The sequence below is a fragment of the Streptomyces sp. NPDC028308 genome (genome assembly GCF_055565855.1).
Window position 1 is genome coordinate 382451 of record NZ_JBVHTO010000003.1, and the last position, 19600, is coordinate 402050.

General features: G+C 74.9%; 16 protein-coding genes. 7 read left to right on the forward strand and 9 right to left on the reverse strand.

Annotated features, from left to right (window positions below; genetic code table 11):
- Nucleotides 1-29 precede the first annotated feature (29 nt).
- Nucleotides 30-674: a hypothetical protein gene (locus ACZ4VA_RS09295; RefSeq protein ID WP_356166949.1), complete on the forward strand. Its 645-nt coding sequence runs from the start codon at nt 30-32 to the stop codon at nt 672-674.
- Nucleotides 675-952: 278 nt separating this feature from the next.
- Here the strand turns inward: ACZ4VA_RS09295 and ACZ4VA_RS09300 are convergent, their stop codons facing one another.
- Nucleotides 953-1690 carry an SAM-dependent methyltransferase gene (locus ACZ4VA_RS09300; protein WP_355786423.1) on the reverse strand — a complete coding sequence of 246 codons (738 nt, stop codon included), beginning with the start codon at nt 1688-1690 and terminating at the stop codon, nt 953-955.
- A gap of 84 nt (nt 1691-1774) precedes the next feature.
- On the opposite strand from ACZ4VA_RS09300, the gene ACZ4VA_RS09305 reads away from it, so the two are divergent.
- The gene (locus ACZ4VA_RS09305) at nt 1775-2434 is read left to right on the forward strand and encodes a ThuA domain-containing protein (protein WP_355786421.1); all 660 of its coding nucleotides are present in this window, start codon (nt 1775-1777) and stop codon (nt 2432-2434) included.
- Here the strand turns inward: ACZ4VA_RS09305 and ACZ4VA_RS09310 are convergent.
- Nucleotides 2426-4288 (reverse strand): alkaline phosphatase family protein, encoded by a 1863-nt coding sequence (locus tag ACZ4VA_RS09310; RefSeq protein ID WP_468080594.1) that lies wholly within the window; start codon nt 4286-4288, stop codon nt 2426-2428. The genes ACZ4VA_RS09305 and ACZ4VA_RS09310 overlap by 9 nt on opposite strands.
- A 359-nt stretch (nt 4289-4647) precedes the next feature.
- Between ACZ4VA_RS09310 and ACZ4VA_RS09315 the strand changes: the two genes are divergently transcribed.
- Nucleotides 4648-6237 carry a carboxylesterase/lipase family protein gene (locus tag ACZ4VA_RS09315; protein WP_356166939.1) on the forward strand — a complete coding sequence of 530 codons (1590 nt, stop codon included), beginning with the start codon at nt 4648-4650 and terminating at the stop codon, nt 6235-6237.
- A 111-nt stretch (nt 6238-6348) separates the two neighbouring features.
- Here ACZ4VA_RS09315 and ACZ4VA_RS09320 read toward each other — a convergent pair whose 3' ends face one another.
- The 3 genes from ACZ4VA_RS09320 to mmuM form a co-directional block, all read right to left on the reverse strand.
- Nucleotides 6349-7425: a helix-turn-helix transcriptional regulator gene (locus ACZ4VA_RS09320; protein WP_356166937.1), complete on the reverse strand. Its 1077-nt coding sequence runs from the start codon at nt 7423-7425 to the stop codon at nt 6349-6351.
- Between the two features lie 76 nt (nt 7426-7501).
- A complete protein-coding gene (locus ACZ4VA_RS09325) occupies nt 7502-7924 on the reverse strand; it encodes an ester cyclase (protein ID WP_356166934.1) in 423 nt (140 codons plus the stop codon).
- A 68-nt stretch (nt 7925-7992) separates the two neighbouring features.
- The gene (gene mmuM / locus ACZ4VA_RS09330) at nt 7993-8919 is read right to left on the reverse strand and encodes a homocysteine S-methyltransferase (RefSeq protein ID WP_468080597.1); all 927 of its coding nucleotides are present in this window, start codon (nt 8917-8919) and stop codon (nt 7993-7995) included.
- Nucleotides 8920-9316: 397 nt separating this feature from the next.
- Between mmuM and ACZ4VA_RS09335 the strand changes: the two genes are divergently transcribed.
- Nucleotides 9317-9730 (forward strand): hypothetical protein, encoded by a 414-nt coding sequence (locus ACZ4VA_RS09335; RefSeq protein WP_356166999.1) that lies wholly within the window; start codon nt 9317-9319, stop codon nt 9728-9730.
- Entirely contained in the window at nt 9727-10494 is a 768-nt protein-coding gene (locus ACZ4VA_RS09340; protein WP_356166928.1) for an isocitrate lyase/PEP mutase family protein, read from the forward strand. Before ACZ4VA_RS09335 ends, ACZ4VA_RS09340 begins: the two co-directional genes overlap by 4 nt.
- Before the next feature lie 85 nt (nt 10495-10579).
- Here the strand turns inward: ACZ4VA_RS09340 and ACZ4VA_RS09345 are convergent, their stop codons facing one another.
- Complete coding sequence (locus tag ACZ4VA_RS09345; protein ID WP_355795006.1) at nt 10580-11164, reverse strand: TetR-like C-terminal domain-containing protein; 585 nt, start codon at nt 11162-11164, stop codon at nt 10580-10582.
- 207 nt (nt 11165-11371) lie between these two features.
- Between ACZ4VA_RS09345 and ACZ4VA_RS09350 the strand changes: the two genes are divergently transcribed.
- Both ACZ4VA_RS09350 and ACZ4VA_RS09355 read left to right on the forward strand, forming a co-directional pair.
- The gene (locus ACZ4VA_RS09350; RefSeq protein WP_356237797.1) at nt 11372-13072 is read left to right on the forward strand and encodes a PHP domain-containing protein; all 1701 of its coding nucleotides are present in this window, start codon (nt 11372-11374) and stop codon (nt 13070-13072) included.
- The gene (locus ACZ4VA_RS09355; protein WP_355795325.1) at nt 13069-13584 is read left to right on the forward strand and encodes a hypothetical protein; all 516 of its coding nucleotides are present in this window, start codon (nt 13069-13071) and stop codon (nt 13582-13584) included. The genes ACZ4VA_RS09350 and ACZ4VA_RS09355 overlap by 4 nt, the downstream gene beginning before the upstream one ends.
- Before the next feature lie 115 nt (nt 13585-13699).
- Here the strand turns inward: ACZ4VA_RS09355 and ACZ4VA_RS09360 are convergent, their stop codons facing one another.
- From ACZ4VA_RS09360 to ACZ4VA_RS09370, 3 genes are all read right to left on the reverse strand, one after another.
- Nucleotides 13700-16594 (reverse strand): glycoside hydrolase family 2 TIM barrel-domain containing protein, encoded by a 2895-nt coding sequence (locus ACZ4VA_RS09360; RefSeq protein WP_468080601.1) that lies wholly within the window; start codon nt 16592-16594, stop codon nt 13700-13702.
- Between the two features lie 82 nt (nt 16595-16676).
- Complete coding sequence (locus ACZ4VA_RS09365; RefSeq protein WP_468080603.1) at nt 16677-17951, reverse strand: ROK family protein; 1275 nt, start codon at nt 17949-17951, stop codon at nt 16677-16679.
- 229 nt (nt 17952-18180) lie between these two features.
- Nucleotides 18181-19425, reverse strand: coding sequence for an FAD-binding protein (locus ACZ4VA_RS09370; protein WP_356166915.1), 1245 nt, complete (start codon nt 19423-19425; stop codon nt 18181-18183).
- Nucleotides 19426-19600 lie beyond the last annotated feature (175 nt).

Sequence of the window (19600 nt, forward strand, 5' to 3'; positions counted from 1 at the left end):
GGGGAACACCTGTGCGGCAGGATGGGCGCATGACCCGAACCGCGCGCCTGCTGCTGCCCGCGCTGCTGCTGCCCGCCCTGCTCGCCGGCTGCGGCACCGAGAAGGCGGGACCCGGCACGCGGCCCTCGACGTCCGCCGCCTACGACCGGGCCGAACTGGACGCCCGGGTACGGTCGACGGGCAGCGCACCCGAACTCGTCCGGGTCACCGAGGTCCCCGGCTTCACGCTCGCCCGGCAGTCGGTCGGTGTGTACGGCGACGACGGGTTCTCCGCCGTCTACTGGTCCGAGAAGACCGGGGCGCAGATCCGCCTGTCCGTCGACCGGGGCACCGTGACCGCCGCCGACTGCGCGCGGCAGCCGGTCGGCGACGTCGCGGACGAGCCGGTCACCTGCGCGCGCGACGGAGCCGCCTGGTACCGCAAGGGGCCCGCGCAGCACGAGTACGCACTGGCCGGCAAGGGGATCGTGGTGAAGGTGACCGCGGACGTCGCCGCCGTGGACCGCCGGGTCCTGCGGGCCGCCGCGAAGGCCGTGCACCGCCCCGACGACGCCGAGCTGGCTGCCGCGCTGCCGCCCGAACGGTCCGGCGCGGCCACGGAACCCGTCGAGCGGGGCGACCTGCCCTCCGAGGGCGACGGGGCCCCGAACAACGAGGTGGGGACCTCGGGCTGAGAGGCCCCGACCTGGTACGCCGTCGGGCGAGGAACGCGCGGCCGGGCCCAGGGGGTTCGGCGGGTACGCCGTCGGGCGAGGGTACGGGCGGGCGACCCGGTCGCACGACGACGCGGCCGTACGGGGACGCGCGCCCGGTGCCTGCCGCACGACGACGCTCCCGGCACCGGGCCGAGTGCCGGAGCGCGCGTACGCCACCGCCGGCGTTCGATCGCTACCTGGCCCCCGGAGTGGTCGGGGGAGCGGATCCGGGCCGGCGCCGGCCCGGTCGCTGTCCGTCAGGCGGGGGTCGGGCGCAGGACCAGGCAGACGAAGCCGAAGCTGTCCCGGTAGGACGTCAGCCACTCCGAGCGGCGTACGGCGGACGTCGAGAGCACCTCGGCGCTGTCCGGGTGATCGGGCCGGTCCAGGGCCCACGCGGCCATCGACCCCCAGCACGCCCACTCGTAGGCGTCGAGCTCCCCCCGGGTGCTGATGTGGCCGTGGACGGGCGTCCACCCGTCGGCGGTCACCCGCTCCACGGTGGTGGCCAGGTCGGTCAGCTCGCCGAGCATCTCGACGGCCTCCGGGGAGGGCTCGCTCTCCCAGAACCCGTCACCGACCAGCACGCGTCCGCCGGGCGCCAGGTGGCGGCGCGCCGCCGCGAGCGTGGGCAGCAGGCCTCCGAAGGCGTGCGTCGCCCCGACGCTGAGCACCAGGTCGAAGGGGTGCGGGGAGGTGAAGTCGGCGGCCGACTGGTGATGCAGGGTCAGGCGCGACCCGACGCCGAGACGGTCCGCGGACTCCTCGGCCCGTGCCAGCGCGTCCCGCGAGATGTCGACGCCCTCGGCCCGCAGCAGGGGCCCGGTGCCCAAGGCGCGCAGCAGCCACTCGCCGCCACCGCAGCCGAGGTCGAGCACGCGCGCGTCCGGCCGGGCGATCCCGTGCTCCAGCAGCTCGCGCACCGAGCCGTCGTCCAGGGGTGCCTTGATGGGGTGACCGGCGTGAGCGATCTCGGACAACTGTTCACGGTTCATCGGCGCAGCCTGACAGCGCCGGCCGCCGCACGCACATCATTTCCGGGGCGACCGCTCGCGAGGGCGGGGAAATAGGGTCGGGGCATGGCCTTCCGCGTTCTCGTGTACACCCGCACCACCGACTACCGGCACGACTCCATCCCGGACGCCGTCGCCGCCATGCGCGAACTCGGCCGTGCGCACGGCTTCGGCGTGGACGCGACCGAGGACCCCGCCGACTTCGAGGGGCCGCTGGACGCGTACGCGGCGGTCGTCTTCCTGTCGACGAGCGGGGAGGTGCTGACTCCCCGGGGGCGCGAGGGGCTGCGGACCCACGTCGAGTCGGGCGGCGGGTTCGCGGGCGTGCACGCGGCGGCCTGTACCGAGTACGGCTGGCCCTACTACGGCGAGCTGCTCGGCACGTGGTTCGACCGGCACCCCGCGTACCAGCCGGGCCGGGCCGTGGTGGAGGACCACGGGCATCCGGCGACCGGACACCTGCCGCCCGTCTGGGAGTTCACGGACGAGTGGTACGACTTCCGCGCGAATCCCCGGAGTTCGGCGCGCGTCCTGGTCCGCGCCGACGAGACGTCCTACGAGGGCGGCGGGATGGGGGCGGACCACCCGCTGGCGTGGTGCCGGGAGCAGGGCGCGGGCCGGGTCTTCTACACCGCGCTCGGACACGCCTCGCAGGCCTACGCGGACCCCGCCTTCCGCGCCCATCTGCTCGGCGGCATCGGCTGGGCGGCCGGCGTCTCAGGATGACGGGGTCGAGCCGTACGCGGTGAGGAAGCGGTCGCGGAACGAGCTCATCTTCCAGACCGGGGCGTCGTGCGCGGGCCGCAGTCCGTCCGTCCAGCCCCAGTCGGCGATCTTCTTCAGCACCTCGGGGTCGTGGGCGACGATCGTGCACGGCACGTCCCGGCTCGCGTCGGCGCCGCTGACCCGGGCCATGGGCTGGTGGTCGCCCAGGAAGACGAGGACGGTGTCCTTGCCGCCGTACCGGGCCAGGTGGTCGACGAGGCTGTTCACCGAGTACTGGACGGATTTGCCGTACTCGCGCTTCACCTCGGCCGAGTCGTAGAAGACGTCCGCCGGCTTCCTGCCGGCCCGCTGGATGTCCTCGTAGACCGAGCCGTCGCCCACCCGGTCCTGGGGGATCGTCTTCGGGATGGGGGCCCAGGGCTGGTGGCTGGAGGTCAGGATGATCTCCGACATCAGGGGCTTGTCGTGCTTCCGGCCGTGTTCGAGGCGCTCGAAGGCGGTGAGGGTGTACTGGTCCGGCATGGTCGACCAGCTGAACTTCGGGCCCCGGTAGCCGAGGTCCCGTGAGTCGTAGACGTGGTCGAGACCGTAGAACTTCGCCTCCGGCCAGGCCTTCTGCACGCCCGGCATGATCCCGACCGTCCGCCAGGCCCCCGTCTTCCGGAAGGCGCCGGTGAGGGTGAGGTGGTCGCCCGCGGTGACGGTGCGGTAGCGCTGCTGGCTGTCGATCCACAGGCCCGTCAGGAACGTGGAGTGGCCCAGCCAGCTGCTGCCGCCGTACGTCGCCGAGGTGAGCCACCCGCTCTTCGCGGCATACCCGGCCCTGTCCAGCCGCTCGGTCGCGGCGGCGAGCGTCGCGTCCACTCCCGGCGCCGTGGCCGGGTCCTCGATCGCGCTGCGGCCGTAGCTCTCGATGAACGTGATCATCACGTCCTTGCCGCGCAGACCGGTCAGCAGCCGGTCCGGCGGGGTGTCGCCGAAGGCGTCCTGCCGGGCCACCTTCGCGAACGCGGCCTCGTCCCGCAGGGTCGCCCGCACCCGCTGCACCCGGTCCTGGACGCTCGCGGCGGTGTGCTCGGCGGCGACGGGCACGCCCGCGACCTGGACACCGGTCGCGGTGCACAGCACCCAGGCCGTGCCGAGGGCCAGCGTCGAGCGCGTCGCGGCGGAGCCGTGCCGGGCCAGGACCCCGGCGAGCCGCACCACCGCGTGCGCGGTGAGGACCAGCACGGCGAGGACGAGGACCACCGCCGCGACCAGGGCCGCGGTCGCGCCCGTCGGCCCCGCCGAGTCCTTCAGGTACGCGTGGGCGTCGCCGAGGAGCGTCCAGTCGAGGACGAGGTTGAAGCCCCGGCCCAGGAACTCCTCGAAGCCGAGGTCGAGGAGGTTCAGCACGGTGAGCGCGCCGAGGCCCAGCCCCGCCACCGCGGCCACGACGGTCCGCGGCCGGCGCGGCAGGACGATCAGCACGGCGGCACCGAGGATCGCCTCGACGGGAAGGCGCGCGAACCCGGCGGGACGGAGGTCGGCGAGCCTGTTCGGCAGCACGAGCGCACCAGCGACGAGCACGAACGCCAGCACGTCGACGGCCCGGCCGACGCCCCGTGCCGCCCGGAGCCGCCGGACGCCCCCGGCGACCCGGCCACTCCGAGGACCGCCGTCCCGCCCGCCCGCGCTCGGCTCCTCGGAGTCACGGGGGTCACCGGGGTCCCGGTGGTCGGCGCCCGGCGGGGCCGCGGCCGGGTCGGAGGAGGCGGCGTCGGTCTCGGTGGCGGTGTCGTCAGTGAGCGGCTGCTCCCGCCCGGTCGCCCCGTCCGGGTGCGGAGACCGCCGTGAACGCGTGAAACGGGACAACCCGGTGTTCCTTCCGTGCAGAGCCGCTGACGGCACCGCGGACCAGTCGGCGGCCGGGACTCCCGCGCCCGCCGCTACTCCGTACGGCTGTTCGGCGCGTTCCGTTCAATGCCCCGGCGTCCTCCACCGGCCCCGCGACCGGGTGCGCCGGACGGGAACCACACCGGCCGTGCCCGCCGTCCGCCCCGACGAGCGGCGAGGCTTCCTCGCGGCCGCCGCGCTCGCGACCCGGACCCCACCGGCGCGCAACCGGGGAGGGACACGCTGGAGTCCGGTCCCGGCACGTCCGGGCTGCGGGGGCGCCGGGTGATGTGATGCGGTGAAACCGCAGCCCCGCACCACGGTGAGGAGAGGGATGTATGGGACGTACGGCCGGCAAGTCCGAGGACCCGGTGGTCACCACCCCGTACGGAGCCGTGCGCGGCCGGTACGAGAAGGGCGCCGCCGTCTTCCGCGGCATCCCCTTCGCCGCACCCCCGTTCGGCCCGCACCGCTTCCGTCCCCCCGTCCCGCCCGAGCCGTGGGACGGCGTGCGTGACGCGGGCGCGTTCGGGCCGACCCCGCCGAAACCGGCGTACTCCGAGGCGTTCGCCCGGCTGCTGTCCGACCCGGTGATCCCCGGCGACGACTGCCTGAACCTGAACGTGTGGACCCCGGACCCCGACCCGGCGGCCCGGCTCCCGGTCATGGTGTGGATCCACGGCGGCGCCCTCACCCGGGGCTCGTCCGCCGTCCCCGTGTACGACGGCAGCGCCTTCGCCCGCGACGGCGTCGTCTTCGTCTCCCTCAACTACCGCCTGGGAGTGGAGGGTTACGGCCTCTTCCCGGACGCGCCGCCGAACCTGGGGCTGCGGGACCAGCTCGCCGCCCTGGAGTGGGTGCGCGACGCCGTCACCGGCTTCGGCGGCGATCCGGACCGGGTCACGCTGTTCGGCGAGTCCGCGGGCGCCATCAGCATCGGCGCGCTGCTCGCCAGTCCGCGCGCCGCCGGCCTCTTCCGGCGGGCGGTCCTGCAGAGCGGGCCCCCGGAGGCCACGGACCGGGAGAAGGTGCGCCGCCTGGTGCGCCGGATGGCGGCGCGGCTGAAGATCCCGGCGACCGCCACCGCCTTCGCCGCCGTCGACCGGACCCTGCTGGCCGAGGTGCAGGCCGAGGTCGGCCGGCGCGCCAGCCCGGTCCTCGGCGGACCGGCCTTCGGCATCGTCGTCGACGGCGACCTGGTGCCGCGCGACCCACTGGCCGCGCTGCTCGATGGAGCCGCCCCGGACATCGGCCTGCTGCTCGGCTGGACCAGTGAGGAGTACCGGCTGTGGCTCGCGCCCACCGGACTGCTCGAACGCATCGACCGGCTCGGCCCGGTGGCCCTGGCCGGCGCGATGGCCCGCTGCCACTGCGGACCCGAGGTGCCCCGCGGCTACCGCGCCGCCCACCCCGACGCGGGCACCGCCGAACTGGTCGGCCAGCTGGTCACCGACCACCTGCTGCGGGTGCCCCTGCACCGGCTCGCCGACGCCCGCACCGGCCACGCGCCCGCCTACGTCTACGAGTTCGCCTGGCCGTCCAACGTGCCGGGGCTCGGCGCCTGCCACGCCCTGGAGCTGGGCTTCGTCTTCGACACCGCCGACGTGCCCGAGTCGGCGAAACTGGCGGGACCCGGCGCGCCGCAGGAGCTCGCCGACGTGATGCACGCGGCGTGGGTGCGCTTCGCGGTGGACGGCGACCCGGGCTGGCCCGCCTGGGACGCCTCGCACCCGGTGCGGATGTTCGGCACCGAGCCGGGGCTGCTGCACGGCCCGCGCGACCACGAGATGCGGCTCTGGCAGGCGGAGTCCGCGCGCGCGGCGGCGGCCCCGGCACCGGAACCCGGGCCGCGTCCGCCCCTGCGGGGCACGGCACCGCTCGCGGCCGTACGCCGCCTGCGCCGCTCCGGAGGCGTCCGCCGCCCGTGATGTCCCCGGGCGGGAACCAGTCCCTGTCCCCGGGCGGGAACCAGTCCCTGTCCCCGGGCGGGAACCAGTCCCTGTCCGAGAGAGGTGCCCCGTACGGATGCCGGCCGCCGGTCAGGAGCGGCCGCGGTCCGCGAGCACCGTCGCGACGAGTTCACGGCGACTGCGTACGCCGACCCGGTCGAAGACCGCCGTCAGGTGCTCCTGCACGGTGTTGGCGGAGATGTGCAGCTCCCGCACGATCTGGCGGGTGGAGCATCCCCGGACGACCAGGGCGGCGACGCGGGTCTGCGCCTCGGTGAGGCCGTACGCGCTCAGCAGCAGCGAGCCGGTCTCGGCGGGGGAGGCCGGTTCGATCACGATGCCGATCTGGGGTTCGCTCGGCCCGTGCAGGCGGGTCGCGTGCAGCGTGAACCACCGTCCCGACCGGCCGCGCAGCCGCACGGTGGCCGAGGCCGGCAGCGCGGGGGCGGCCTCCTCCAGGGTGCTCAGCCGGGCGGCCGCCGCCTGCACGGCCAGCGGCAGTCCGCCGGGGCCCGCACGCCCCGCGTCCTCGGTCTCCGCCAGCCAGGCGTGCGCCTCCGGGTTCATGGACACGACGGTCAGGCCGGCGTCGAGCACGATGATGCCCGGGGCCGCCGGAGCCGGGGCGCCGGCCGCGGTGGACTCGACGGTCACGGCCCGGCGCAGGCCCTCCGCCAGGTGCGGTGCGAGGCGCCGGACCAGGGCCAGGTCACGGGAGTCGAAGCCGGCGGAGGCGTCCTCCCGGTGCAGGCACAGCACGCCCCAGCAGCCGGTGCCGCTGATGAGCGCCGCGCGCAGCTCGTCGCCGAGTCCGAGCGGCGCCATGATCTCGCGGTAGCGGGCGCTGGCGGACCGCTCGCCGAGGGTGGCGCGGTCCAGCGAGCCGACCGGGTCGGCGGCCCCCGCGAGCGCCGCGAACTTGTTGACGTCGGACCGGCCGAACTCGTTGTCCAGGAACAGCGTCCGCGCCTCGGCCAGGGGTTCCTCGGCGACCGCCGAGGTGAACAGCAGCGTCGCGGGGTCGACGGTCGCGAAGAAGGCCGCGTCCACGGACACCAGACGCCGGATCCGGCGCAGCGCCTCCGTGCGCAGACTCGTGACGTCCAGGCCCGCGTGGCACCGGTCGATCAGGACCTCGGCCCGGCGTGCCGTCGCAGTCGCGACCATGTGTACGACGCTACTCCCCGTGCCCGCCGTGCGCACCGGACGGGCGCCGGGGCTCCGGCGGGCCGCGCGCACCCGCTCAGGGCGCCCGGACGAGACCGAGCCCGCGCAGCAGGCCCAGTTCGTCGAGGCGGCCCCAGCGCTCCACGACGCGGCCGTCCCGGAGCCGGAAGATGTTGATGCCGGGGAGGCTCAGCGTCCGCCCGGTGGGAGCCACCCCGAGTATCTCGCCCCGCTGCGTGCCACTGGCGGTGAACTGCTCGACCACCAGATCGCCCTCGCCGATCAGGAGCCCGGTGTCGCTGTGCCAGTCGGGGAACGCGGCGCGGAACATCGCGCCCGCCGCGCGCATCCCCTCCCGGTCGGCCGGGCCGCCGAACGGCGGGTCGTGATCGACGAAGTCCTCGGCGAGCCAGACGTCGACGGCGCCGAGGTCCCCCTTGGTGAACAGCGCCTCGATGAAGTCGGTAACGGTCTTCTTGTTCTGCTCGATGATGTCCATGCCTCAAGTCTTCGACCGCGGGCACGCCCCGGGTACCCCAGAAACCTGGGGTATCGGGAGGCGATGGATCACCCCGCCCGCAGCGCCCGCGCGATCCCGGCGACGGCGTCCGGGCCCACCCGGCAGCAGCCCCCGATCAGCCGGGCCCCCGACCGGCGCCAGCCCGTGACCTCGGCGGAGGTGAACGTGGCGCGGCCGTCCCAGGCACGCCGGTCCGCGTCCCAGGTCTCGCCGCTGTTCGGGTAGACCACCACCGGCTTGCCGGTGACCCGCGCGGCCGTCTCCACGGCTCGGTCGACGTCCGCCGGGGCGCAGCAGTTGACGCCCACCGCGACGATCTCGTCCGCGTCGGCGGCCAGGGCGAAGGCCTCCTCCAGCGGCTGCCCGGCCCGGGTGCGGTCACCGTCCACCGAATACGACAGCCACGCGGGTACGCCCAGTCCGCGCACCGCCCGCAGCAGCGCCTCGGCCTCGTCGGCGTCCGGCACGGTCTCCAGGGCCAGTACGTCGGGGGCGGCGGCGGCCAGCACCTCCAGGCGCGGGCGGTGGAAGCGCTCCAGCTCGGACACGGTGAGCCCGTACCGGCCCCGGTACTCGGAACCGTCCGCCAGCATCGCCCCGTACGGCCCCACCGACGCGGCCACCCACAGCGGCCGGTCGGCCCCGCCCGCGTGCGCCTGCCGGGCCGCCTCGCGGGCCAGTTCGACGCTGAGCGCGATGAGTTCCGCGGCCCGGCCGGTGGAGACGCCGCGCTCGGCGAAGCCCTCGAAGGTGGCCTGGTAGCTGGCGGTGATCGCCACGTCCGCGCCCGCCTCGAAGTAGGCGAGATGCGCCTCGGTGAGCGCCTCCGGCCGGTCGGCGAGCAGCCGTGCCGACCACAGCTCGTCGCTCAGGTCGTGCCCGGCCGACGCGAGCTGGTTGGACAGGCCGCCGTCCAGGACGACCGTGCCGGTGGCGAGGGCGTCGGGGAGGCTGCGGGAGGTGTCGCTGGTCATGGCCCGACGCTAGCCGATACGCCGCCGTGCCCGGTGTCCGCGGGGGCGTCACCGGCACACGACGCTTCGGCGGGCACCGAACCGTCGGCGCCCTAGCGTCTCCCTCATGAACGAGCACCCGCAGGAGACGCGGCAGGACGAGGCCCGGCAGGGGACGGCGTCGGGCACGAGCCCGGGGGAGCGGACCGCCGGCGGCGATCCCGCCGGGGCCCTGGGTCGTGTCCGCGAACTCCCGTCTGTTCCGCGACGCCTGGCACGCACTCTCGCCGCACCGGGCGAAGCCCCGAGTACGCCCAGTACGAGGGACTCCGCCCGCCACGGCGAGAGCACGCACCAGACGCCGCGGAACCCGCCCTCCGGGCGGACGACGGGGCTTCGCGGACACGACCTGGTCGCGATGGTCGACCACGTCCTCGCGCTGGCGGCCACCTGGACCGCCTGGGACGGCACGCCCGTCCACGCCGACGGCCGCGTCCACACCCCGCACAAGGCGATCCGCCGGGTCGCCGACCATCTCGTGGACCACCTGGCCGAGTTGGAGGCCAGGCTCGCCGGCGAGGACCCGCTGCCGGACCACTGGCACGCCTCGGCGACGACGACCCCGGCGGACCTCGCCCCGTTCACGGCCGAGGACCTCGACGAGGCCCGCAGCCGGCTGACCAGACTCGCCGGGATCTGGGCGAATCGCCTGGACGCGCTGACGGAACGGCAGCTCGACGACTCCCCGGGCGAGGGCTGGTCCTTCCGTGAACTCGCCGCGCACCTCACGGAGTCGGTGTACTACGCCGACGCGGTGGGCCGGCTCGCGTGACCGCCTTCCGGGACCTCCACCACGGCGACACGCCCCTGCTGCTGCCCAACGCCTGGGACCACGCGTCGGCCGCCGCCCTCGCCGCCCAGGGGTTCGCCGCGATCGGCACCACGAGCCTCGGCGTCGCCGCGGCGAGCGGGCTGCCGGACGGCTCCGCGGCCCTGCGCGAGCCGACGGAGCGGCTGGCCCGGCGCCTCGGCACGGAGCCCTTCCTGCTCTCCGTCGACGCCGGGGACGGCTTCGGCCCGGACCCCGACGAGGTGGCCGCACTCGCCGTGCGGCTGGCCGGCGCGGGGGCCGTCGGCATCAACCTGGAGGACGCCCTCGCTCCCGCCCGGCTGCACGCCGCGAAGATCGCAGCGGTCAAGGCGGCCGTGCCGGACCTCTTCGTGAACGCCCGCACGGACACGTACTGGCTCGGCGACGGCGGTCACGCCGAGACCTGCCGTCGCCTGGACGTCTATCAACGGGCGGGCGCGGACGGGGTGTTCGTGCCCGGCGTCGGCGACCCGGCACGCATCGCCGAGCTGGTGCGCGGCCTCGACGTGCCGCTCAACATCCTCTGGTCGCCGCTCGGCCCGGGCGTCGACCGGCTGGGCGACCTCGGCGTCCGCAGGGTCAGCCTCGGCTCCCTGCTGTACCGCCGGGCGCTGGGCGCCGCCGCGGAGACCGCCGCGGACATCCGGGCGGGACGGCCACCGCGGGGTGCGGCGCCCACGTACGCGCAGGTCGAAGCGCTGGGTGCGCGTGCCCCCGGCGGCTGACGGGTACGGGGCGGCAGCGCGGGCGGGGCACCCCTGAGCGTCCCGGCCACCGCTCCGAGGTGCCCGCCAGGGAACTCGTGAGGTCTCACGCGTCGCCCGCTCCCTCCGCGGGCCAGTGGAGGAGCAGGACGTGCAGGGCGTCGACGGCCCGGTCCCAGGACGTCTGCACGTCACGGGGCGCGCCGAAGCCGCCGGCGGCCTCGATGCCGCAGAAGCCGTGGAAGGAACTGCGCAACAGCCGTACCGCGTCGGTCAGATCGGGCTCGTCGAGGCCGTAGGCACGGAGCATGCCGTAGGTGATCTCGGCGGTCCGGCGCAGGCCGCGGGAGTCGGTGACGAGTGCCTGGTCGATGCGGATCTGCGTGGCGGCGTACCGTCCGGGCCGCGTCAGGGCGAACTCCCGGTAGGCCCCGGCGAACGCGGCCAGCGCGTCCTTCCCGGCCCGCCCGGCCACCGCGTCGGCGATGCGCTCGATCATCTCCTCGCCGGCCAGCAGGGCGACCCGGGTGCGCAGCTCCGCCAGGCTTTTGACGTGGGAGTACAGGCTGGCGTCCTTGACGCCGAAGCGGCGTGCCAGCGCGGAGACGGTGACGTTGTCGAAGCCGACCTCGTCCGCGAGATCGGCCGCGGCCGCCACGAGCCGGTCGACCGTGAGTCCGGCACGGGCCATGTCCGCCCACCACCTCCGCGCGCATCCGAACCTAGGTTTCCTAGGCAAAAGCCTAATATACACAGGAACCGACATCCGGAAGGGCCGGCGGGCACCCGCCGTTCCCAGGTCGTCCGCAGCTCACGCGGCGGCCGTTGAACGTTCATGTTTTCCGTCGATCCTCCTTGTCGCGCGGCCGTCCGGCGCCGCCGGACTCAGGAGGCCGACATGGGGCACGCACACGGACACGGGCACCACCATCACCCGCACCCGCACGAGCACACGGCGGAACCGCTGCCGGCGGCCTTCGACACCTCCGTGCCGGACGAGGCGCTGACCCCCGAGCAGCGCTCGCGCCGCTCCCTGCTGCGGCGCGCCGGTCTGCTGGGCGCGGGCCTCGCCGCGGGCAGCGTGCTCGCCCAGGGCGCCACGGCGCCCGCGTACGCCTCCGAGGGCAGACGCAGGAACAACGGGTTCCTCTGGCTCTCCGGCGACCACCACATCCACACGCAGTACAGCAGCGACGGCAAGTACCGCGTCGGTGACCAGGTCCGCCAGGGCGCCCGGCACGGGCTCGACTGGATGGTCATCACCGACCACGGCAGCGAGACGCACGCCAAGATCGGCGTCGAGAAGGTCAACCCCGACATCAAGGAGGCCAGGGCCGCCCACCAGGACACCCTGGTCTTCCAGGGCCTGGAGTGGAACATCCCGGCCGCCGAGCACGGCACGGTCTTCGTCCACCCCGGCAGGAACGAGGTCTCCGTCCTCAAGCAGTTCGAGACCTCCTACGACGGCAGCGTCAAGGGTGCCTCCGACTCCACGCCCGCCAACGAGGCGCTGGCCGTCGCGGGCCTCAACTTCCTCGCGGAGCAGGTGCAGCGGCGCAAGGTCAAGGACGCCCTGATGCTTGCCAACCACCCGGCGCGGCGCGGTGTCGACTCCCCGCACGAGATCCGCGGCTGGCGTGACGCGACCGGCTCGGGCCGCCAGATCGCGATCGGCTTCGAGGGCGCGCCCGGCCACCAGGCCGCCGGTATCGCCGCCCCCCTCGGCATGGGCCGCGCCCGCGGCATCTACGACAACAGCCCGAGCGCCAACTCCTTCGCCGGCTACCCGCTGGAGAGCTACCGCACCTGGGGCGGCTTCGACTGGATGACAGCGACCGTCGGCGGCCTCTGGGACAGCCTGCTCGCCGAGGGCAAGCCCTGGTGGATCACCGCCAACTCAGACTCGCACCAGGTCTACACGGACACCGCCGTGCGCGGCGGACCGGACAGCGACTTCACCGCCAACGGCAGGCACACGGACCCCGTCTACGGCGGCAAGGTCGACCTGACGCAGGGCGACTACTGGCCCGGCCAGTACAGCCGCACCCACGTCGGCGCCGACGGCTTCTCGTACGCCGCCGTCATGGACGGCATTCGCGCCGGACGGATCTGGGTCGACCACGGCGGGCTGATCGCGGGCCTCGACGCGCGGGTGTCGGGCGGCGGCCGGTGGGCCACCCTCGGCGGCGCGCTGCACGTCAAGAAGGGCACGAAGGTCACCGTCACGATCGACGTCGCCCTGGCCGGCGGCCCCAACTGGGCTGGCTTCGTACCGGAGTTGGACCGGGTCGACGTCATCCTCGGTGACGTCACGGGCGCCGCGAAGGACAAGGACACGTTCACCGCCCCCACGGCGAAGGTCGTCCGGTCGTACGAGGTCGGCAAGTCCTCCGGCACGGTCCGGCTGACGTACTCCCTCGGCGCCGTCGACCGTCCGCTCTACGTCCGGTTCCGCGGCACGGACGGCAACCGCTCGGCGACCGGTCTGATGGGCGCCGCGGTCGACCCGGCCGGCCCGGCCGTCGACGTCGTCGGCGACGCCGACCCGTGGCGCGACCTGTGGTTCTACTCCAACCCGGTGTGGGTCCTGCCCTCGTGAGCGGACCCCACACCCTGACGGTGGACGCGGGGACGGGCGACCTGCGTGCGGCGGATCACCGGCTGCGCGCCCTGGCGGACGAACTGGCCCTCGACGAGCGCTGGTTCGGCTGCACCCACCTGGTGCGGGGCGACCGCCCCCGGGTCGCCCTCTCCCTCTCCGCCCCCTCGCGGTCACTGCTGAGCACCGTCCGGCAGCGCCTCGCGGACCGGGGGTACGAGGTGTCGCCGGGGGCGCCCGACGCGGTGGGCCGCGCGGTGCTGTACCCCGGCGTCGCGCGGCTCACCGGCACCGTGACGGTCGCGGAGGTCCTGTCGGCCTCCGCGATCGTCCGTGTCGCCGTACTGGGCGAACCCGGGCCGCCCCCGCCGGACCGGCGGCTCGTCACCCGGGACCACGTACGCCCCGAGTGGCGCGGGGGCGAACTCGTCCTGGCCGCGATGCCCGCCGCCGGCGGCACCCTCGTCCCCTTCGAGGTCCCGGACCCGACCCCGTGCTGCGCGGACCACTGACGTACCTCTCGCGGAGGCGGCTTCGGGGTCCGCACCCCCCCGCCGGGTACGTGTGCGTGCCCGGCCGGCCGGTCCGGGGCCCCTCGGGTCAGTCCCGCGTCTCCGGGAAGACACATCAGTCCCGCGGCTGCGAGAAGACGAACGAGAACTCCGCCGGTGCCGCGTCGAGCCGGTACCGCGGCAGGGCGCCGGGACCGCACGACTGCGAGCCGATGCCCTGCTGGCCGTGGTCCAGGTTCACCCAGACCGTGTCCCCGGGCACCAGGTCCGTCAGGTGGTCCGCCGCGTCGAGCTGCTCGGTCGTCCAGCGCCGGGCGGTGAACCAGAACTCCGGGTCGCCCTCGACCCGCAGCCCGCCGAGCTCCGCCCACCGCACCCCGGCCCGCGCCCCGTTCTCCTGCGGGCGGACGTACGGCGTCTGGAGCGCGTCCACCGACGCCTCCCAGCGGCCCGGCAGTGAGGCCGCCCGGGTGTCGGGATAGCCCTCGCCGGGGCCACCGCCGAACCATCGCACCCGGTCCGCGGACGCGGGCAGCCCGAACCGGATCCCGAGCCGCGGCAACGGCACCGGCCAGTCGCCCTCGGGCGCCACGGACACCGTCAGCCGCAGCAGGGTCCCGTCGGACGTCCACCGGTACACCGTGCGCAGGCCGATCTCCCCTCCGGCGGGCGCCACCCGGGTCCGTACGGTCAGCGCGTCGCCGGACGCCTCGACCGCGTCGACGCGGTGCCGCATCCGGTGCAGGCCGAGCCTCCGCCACCGCGGCCCGAGGCGCTGGTCCGGCTGCCAGGGCGCGCCCTCGTCGTTGTCGGTCGGCGCGCGCCAGACGTCCAGGCGCAGCCCGGTCACAGCGGTCCCGCCGATCGTGAGCGGGGCGCCGGTGCGCGCGTCGAAGGAGGCGGGGCCCAAGCCGATCGTGCGTCCGCCCCGCACCGGCGCGGCGGACGCGGCCACCCGGCCCGGGACCCGTCCGATCAGCGGCAGGTGGGCCCACGCGACCGGATGCCCCTCGGGCGCCCACGCGGCCTCTTCGGCAAGTACCGCCCGCACCGTCCAGCCGGTCTCGGCGCCGCCTCCGTCGGCGGGCGGCTCCGGCAGCTTCACGTCCGCCGTCTCGCCGGGTGCGAGAGCGGGCACGGGGAGGGTGCCCGTCGCGACGGTCTCGCCGTCCACCTGGAACGACCACGCGAAGGCCAGCGGGGACAGATCCGCGAAGTCGTACCGGTTGGTGATCCGGAGCGTGCCGTGCGCCGCGTCTCCCGTGATCCGGACCGGCTCGATCACCTTCTTGTACTCCACCAGTCCCGGCGACGGCGTGCGGTCCGGGAAGAGCAGTCCGTCGCAGACGAAGTTCCCGTCGTGCAGCTCCTCCCCGAAGTCGCCGCCGTACGCGAAGCCGTACCGCTCGTCCCTGACGCCGTGGTCGATCCACTCCCAGACGAAGCCGCCCTGGAGGCGCGCGTGGGACTCGAACAACCGCTGGTAGTCGGCGAGTCCGCCGGGACCGTTGCCCATCGCGTGCCCGTACTCGCACAGGACGAACGGCAGCGACCGCCGCCGCCGGGAGCCGCCGTCCAGGCCCCGCCCGATGCGCTCGACCTCGGCGTGCGGGGCGTACATCCGCGTGTACACGTCCGTGTTACGGCAGTCGTGGTCGCCCTCGTAGTGGAGGAGCCGCGAGCCGTCCCGGCCGCGGATCCACTCGGCCATGGCGGTCAGCCCGCGTCCGGTGCCCGCCTCGTTGCCGAGCGACCAGAGGACCACCGAGGGGTGGTTCTTGTCGCGCTCGACCATGCGGGCCGCCCGGTCCAGCAGTGCCGGGGTCCACCGGTCGTCGTCCACCGGGTTGTCGCGCCACGCCTGCTCGGTGAAGCCGTGGGTCTCCAGGTCGCACTCGTCGATCACCCACAGGCCGTACTCGTCGCACAGGTCCAGGAAGGCGGGGTGTGGCGGGTAGTGCGAGGTCCGCACGGCGTTGACGTTGTGCCGCTTCATGAGCAGCACGTCCGCGCGCATGGTCTCCCGGTCCAGGGCGCGCCCGGTCTCCGGGTGCCACTCGTGCCGGTTGACGCCCCTGAACAGCAGCGGGCGGCCGTTCACCTCGATCAGCCCGTCGCGCAGGGCGACCGTGCGGAAGCCGATCCGCAGGGGGACGCGCTCGCCCTCCGTCGCCAGCACGCCGTCGTACAGTCGCGGGGTCTCGGCGGTCCACGGCGCGACCGGCACGGTCACGGACTCGCCGGTGGCGACGTCGACGCCCAGCTCGGGCACGGTGACCCGGCCGTCGACGTCGGAGTCGACCCGAAGCGTGCCCTCGCCGCTCACGTGGTCGTACGAGGCGTGCACGAAGAAGTCGAGCACGCCGCCCGGCGGACGGTGCAGCAGGGTGACGTCCCGGAAGATGCCGGGCAGCCACCACTGGTCCTGGTCCTCCAGGTACGAACCCGAGGACCACTGGTGGACCCGGACCGCGAGCACGTTGCCCCGCGGCCTGAGCAGGTGGCCGACCGCGAACTCGTGGGGCAGCCGCGAGCCCTTGAACTCGCCGATGTCGGTGCCGTTCAGCCAGACCCGGGCGCAGGACTCCACCCCGTCGAAGCGCAGCACGCCGCCGCCCTCCGCGGGCCACCCGCCGGGCAGGTCGAAGTACCGCAGGTGGTCCCCGGTCGGGTTCTCGTCGGGCACCCGCGGCGGGTCCACCGGGAAGGGGTAGCGGTGGTTGGTGTAGATCGGCGCGCCGAAGGCCCCGTCGCCCTGGAGGACCCAGTGGCCGGGGACGAACACCTCCGCCCAGTCCCCGCTGTCGTAGCCGTCCGCGGCGAACGACTCGTCCTCGGTGTCGGCCGCCGGGGACAGCCGGAAGCGCCAACTGCCGTTCAGGGAAAGGGAGTCGGCGTCCGAGGACGCGTACCAGGCGCGCGGGGGGAGTGCTCCGGCGCCGGGGGAGATGTCCTCGACGTAGTCGGTGGCGGACTGGGATCGGCCTGTGGGGGAGGTGCGGAACGACATCGGTCTCCTAGATCGGATCGGCCCAGGGGTGCGGTCGTCGTGCGGGTGCCGGGCGCCCTTCCGTGGGGAGGCGGCCGGCGGGTCACGCGGGTGGCGCGGTGCGGGTCCCGGCGGGGGCGGACGGGGTGCCGGCGCGCGGGGCGGCGGTCCCGGTGGGTGCGGGGCGCCGGCCCACGGCCGACAGGGCGCACTCCAGCGCGAACGTGGCCGCGCCGAGGCACACCGGGTCGGTGGGGACGGGGGACAGGACGATCTCCGTGGCGGCCAGCGGCCGCTTCAGCGCGTGCCGCCCCACCACCGCCCGCACCTCGCGCAGCAGCGGCTCGCCGAGCGCCGCCGCGACCCAGCTGCTGAGCACGATCACCTCCGGATTCAGGAGGTTCACCAGGTCGGAGACAGCAGCGCCGAGATAGCGGGCGGTGTCGGCGACCACCTTGAGCGCCAGGGGGTCCCCCGCGGCGACGCCACGGGCCAGCGCGTCGATCGTCGCGGTCTGGTCCCCGGGGTGCAGCAACGGGCTGCCGGGGCTCAGCTCCCGCAGGTTCAGCATGATGCCGGGCGCCCCGACGTACGTCTCCACGCAGCCCCGGCCGCCGCAGTGGCACAGCCGCCCGTCCAGCACGAGCGTGGTGTGCCCCCACTCGCCGGCGCTGTTGCTGACCCCGCGGTGCACGCCTCCGCCGAGCACGAGCCCCGCGCCGACTCCCGTGCCCAGGTTCACGACCACGGCGTCGCCGCGACCGCGGGCCGCGCCGAACCAGAGCTCGGCCACCGCGCAGGCGCGCAGCGGGTTGTCCAGGTGCAGCGGATACGTGATGTGCCCGGCGAGCAGGTCGAGCAGCGGTACGTCGTGCCAGTCCCAGTTCGCCGCGTACTGGCAGACGCCGCGCTCGCGGTCGACCTGCCCGGGGACGCTGACGCCCACCCCCAGGACACGGGCGTCCGCCACCCCGGCCCGCGCGACCACGGCGGCGACGGTCTCGGCGACCCGGCCCGCCACCTGGTCCGGGCGGGTCTCGCCGGGCCGCATGTCCGCCTCGGCGCGGGCGAGGACGGCCAGCGAGAGGTCGAAAAGCTCCGCGCGCACGTACGTCTCGGCGATGTCGACGCCGATCAGCGCGCCGCCCGCGGCGTCCACGGCCACCAGGCCGCGCGGCCGGCCGCCCGCGGAGTCCTCGAAGCCGACCTCGGTCAGCATGCCCAGCCCGAGCAGCTCCCCGACCAGCGTCGCGACGGTGGCGAGGCTCAGCCCGGTCGCCGCCGCCAGTTCCTGCCGGGACGTCGGGGAGGCCGCGATGATCTGGCGCAGCACCTCGTAGCGGTGGGCGGTGCGGATGTCGCGGGACGTGCGCTTCACCGGACGTGCCCCCTCGCCCCGGACGGACCATGACGGGGCCTCGGCCCCCGCGCGCCTCGTCAGGCTACGGTCCGGCACGGACTTTCTACAAGGGGTTAGGAAAGGGGCTGGAAGAAGGGGCGGGAGTGGTGCCCGGCGGGCTCCGAGAGACCGGTCCCAGCCGGCGGCCGGACACCTCCCGGAGCCGGGTGTCGGGAGTCAGCCTCCGGGCGCCCCCAGCCCTCCGGAGTCAGTCGCCGAGGACCTCGTCGACGAACGCGTTGCGGAACTTGCCCGCCGGGTCCAGCTCGGCGGCGAGTGCCGCGAAGTCGGCCAGGCGCGGGTAGCGTCCCCGCACCACGGCGGACGGCATCGCGTACACCTTGCCCCAGTGCGGCCGGGGACCGAAGGGGTCGAGCGCCTCCTCCACCCGCCGCACCACGGGCAGCACGGCCGCCGTGTCCGCGATCCAGGTGAAGTGCAGCGCCACGGTGTCCCGCCCGTACGCGGGACTCAGCCACTGCCGGTCCGCGGCGACGGTCCGCACCTCGCAGATCTGGAGCACGGACGAGACCGTGTCCCGGATCGCGTCCACGGCGTGCAGCGCGCCGAGCGCGTGCTCGCGCGGCAGCAGGTACTCGGACTGCAGCTCGGCGCCGCTGCTCGGGGTGAACTCGGCGCGGAAGTGCGGAAGCCGCTCGTGCCAGGGGCCCGGGACACCGAACTGCTCGGTGCAGTTCACCGCGGGCATGCCCGGTACCGGGTGCATCGCCGCCGTGGCCGGGGCGGCCCACGGGAAGTCGGCGGCCGGCCGGTCCGTGCGCCGCTTGAGCCACACCTGCCGGAAGCCCGGCGCACCCCAGTCCGTGAACAGGCTGACGCTGTACGCCGACGCCGCCACCGCCTCGAAGTCGAGCCCCGCCAGCGGGAGTTCGGTGAAGACGTGCTGGCTCACCTCGAAGTCCGGCTCCAGGTCGAGCGTGAGGGCGGTGACCACGCCGAGTGCGCCGAGCGAGGTCACCGCGCCGTCGAAGCGCTCGTCGCCGCGCGCGATCGTCACGGCCGAGCCGTCCGCGGTGACCAGCTCCACCTCGCGCACGACCGAGGCGAGCGAGCCGTTCGCCACCCCCGAGCCGTGGGTGCCGGTCGCCACCGAGCCCGCCACGGAGATGTGGGGGAGCGAGGCCATGTTGGGCAGCGCGAACCCCCGCTCGTGCACCCGCCGCGCCAGCTCGGCGTACCGGACACCGCCCGCGACCCGGACCGTACGGGCGCCGGTGTCGACGTCCACCGCCGGCGGCAGCGCCGTCAGCGAGAGGAGCACGCCGCCGTCGCCCGGCTCGGCGATCGTGTTGAACGAGTGCCCGCTGCCCAGCACCCGCACCCGCGCGCCGGCGGCCACCAGCGCCGCGAGCGCGTCGAGCGACTCGGGCCGGTGCAGCTCCTTCGCGGAGTACGTGATGTTGCCCGCCCAGTTGGTCAGGATCTCGGTCATGTGTGGCGTCCTCCCCGGGAAGTCCCTGTCGGCCGTGCACCCGCCGTGACGACGTGCCGCGTACGAGTGAATCCCAGTTCACGGACTCCTCGTGATCAAGACCGTACGCCCCGGTGCGCGAGGGCGGCGGCCCGGAGCACCCCGTACGGTCCGTCGGCGCGGCTCGCGCCTCTCG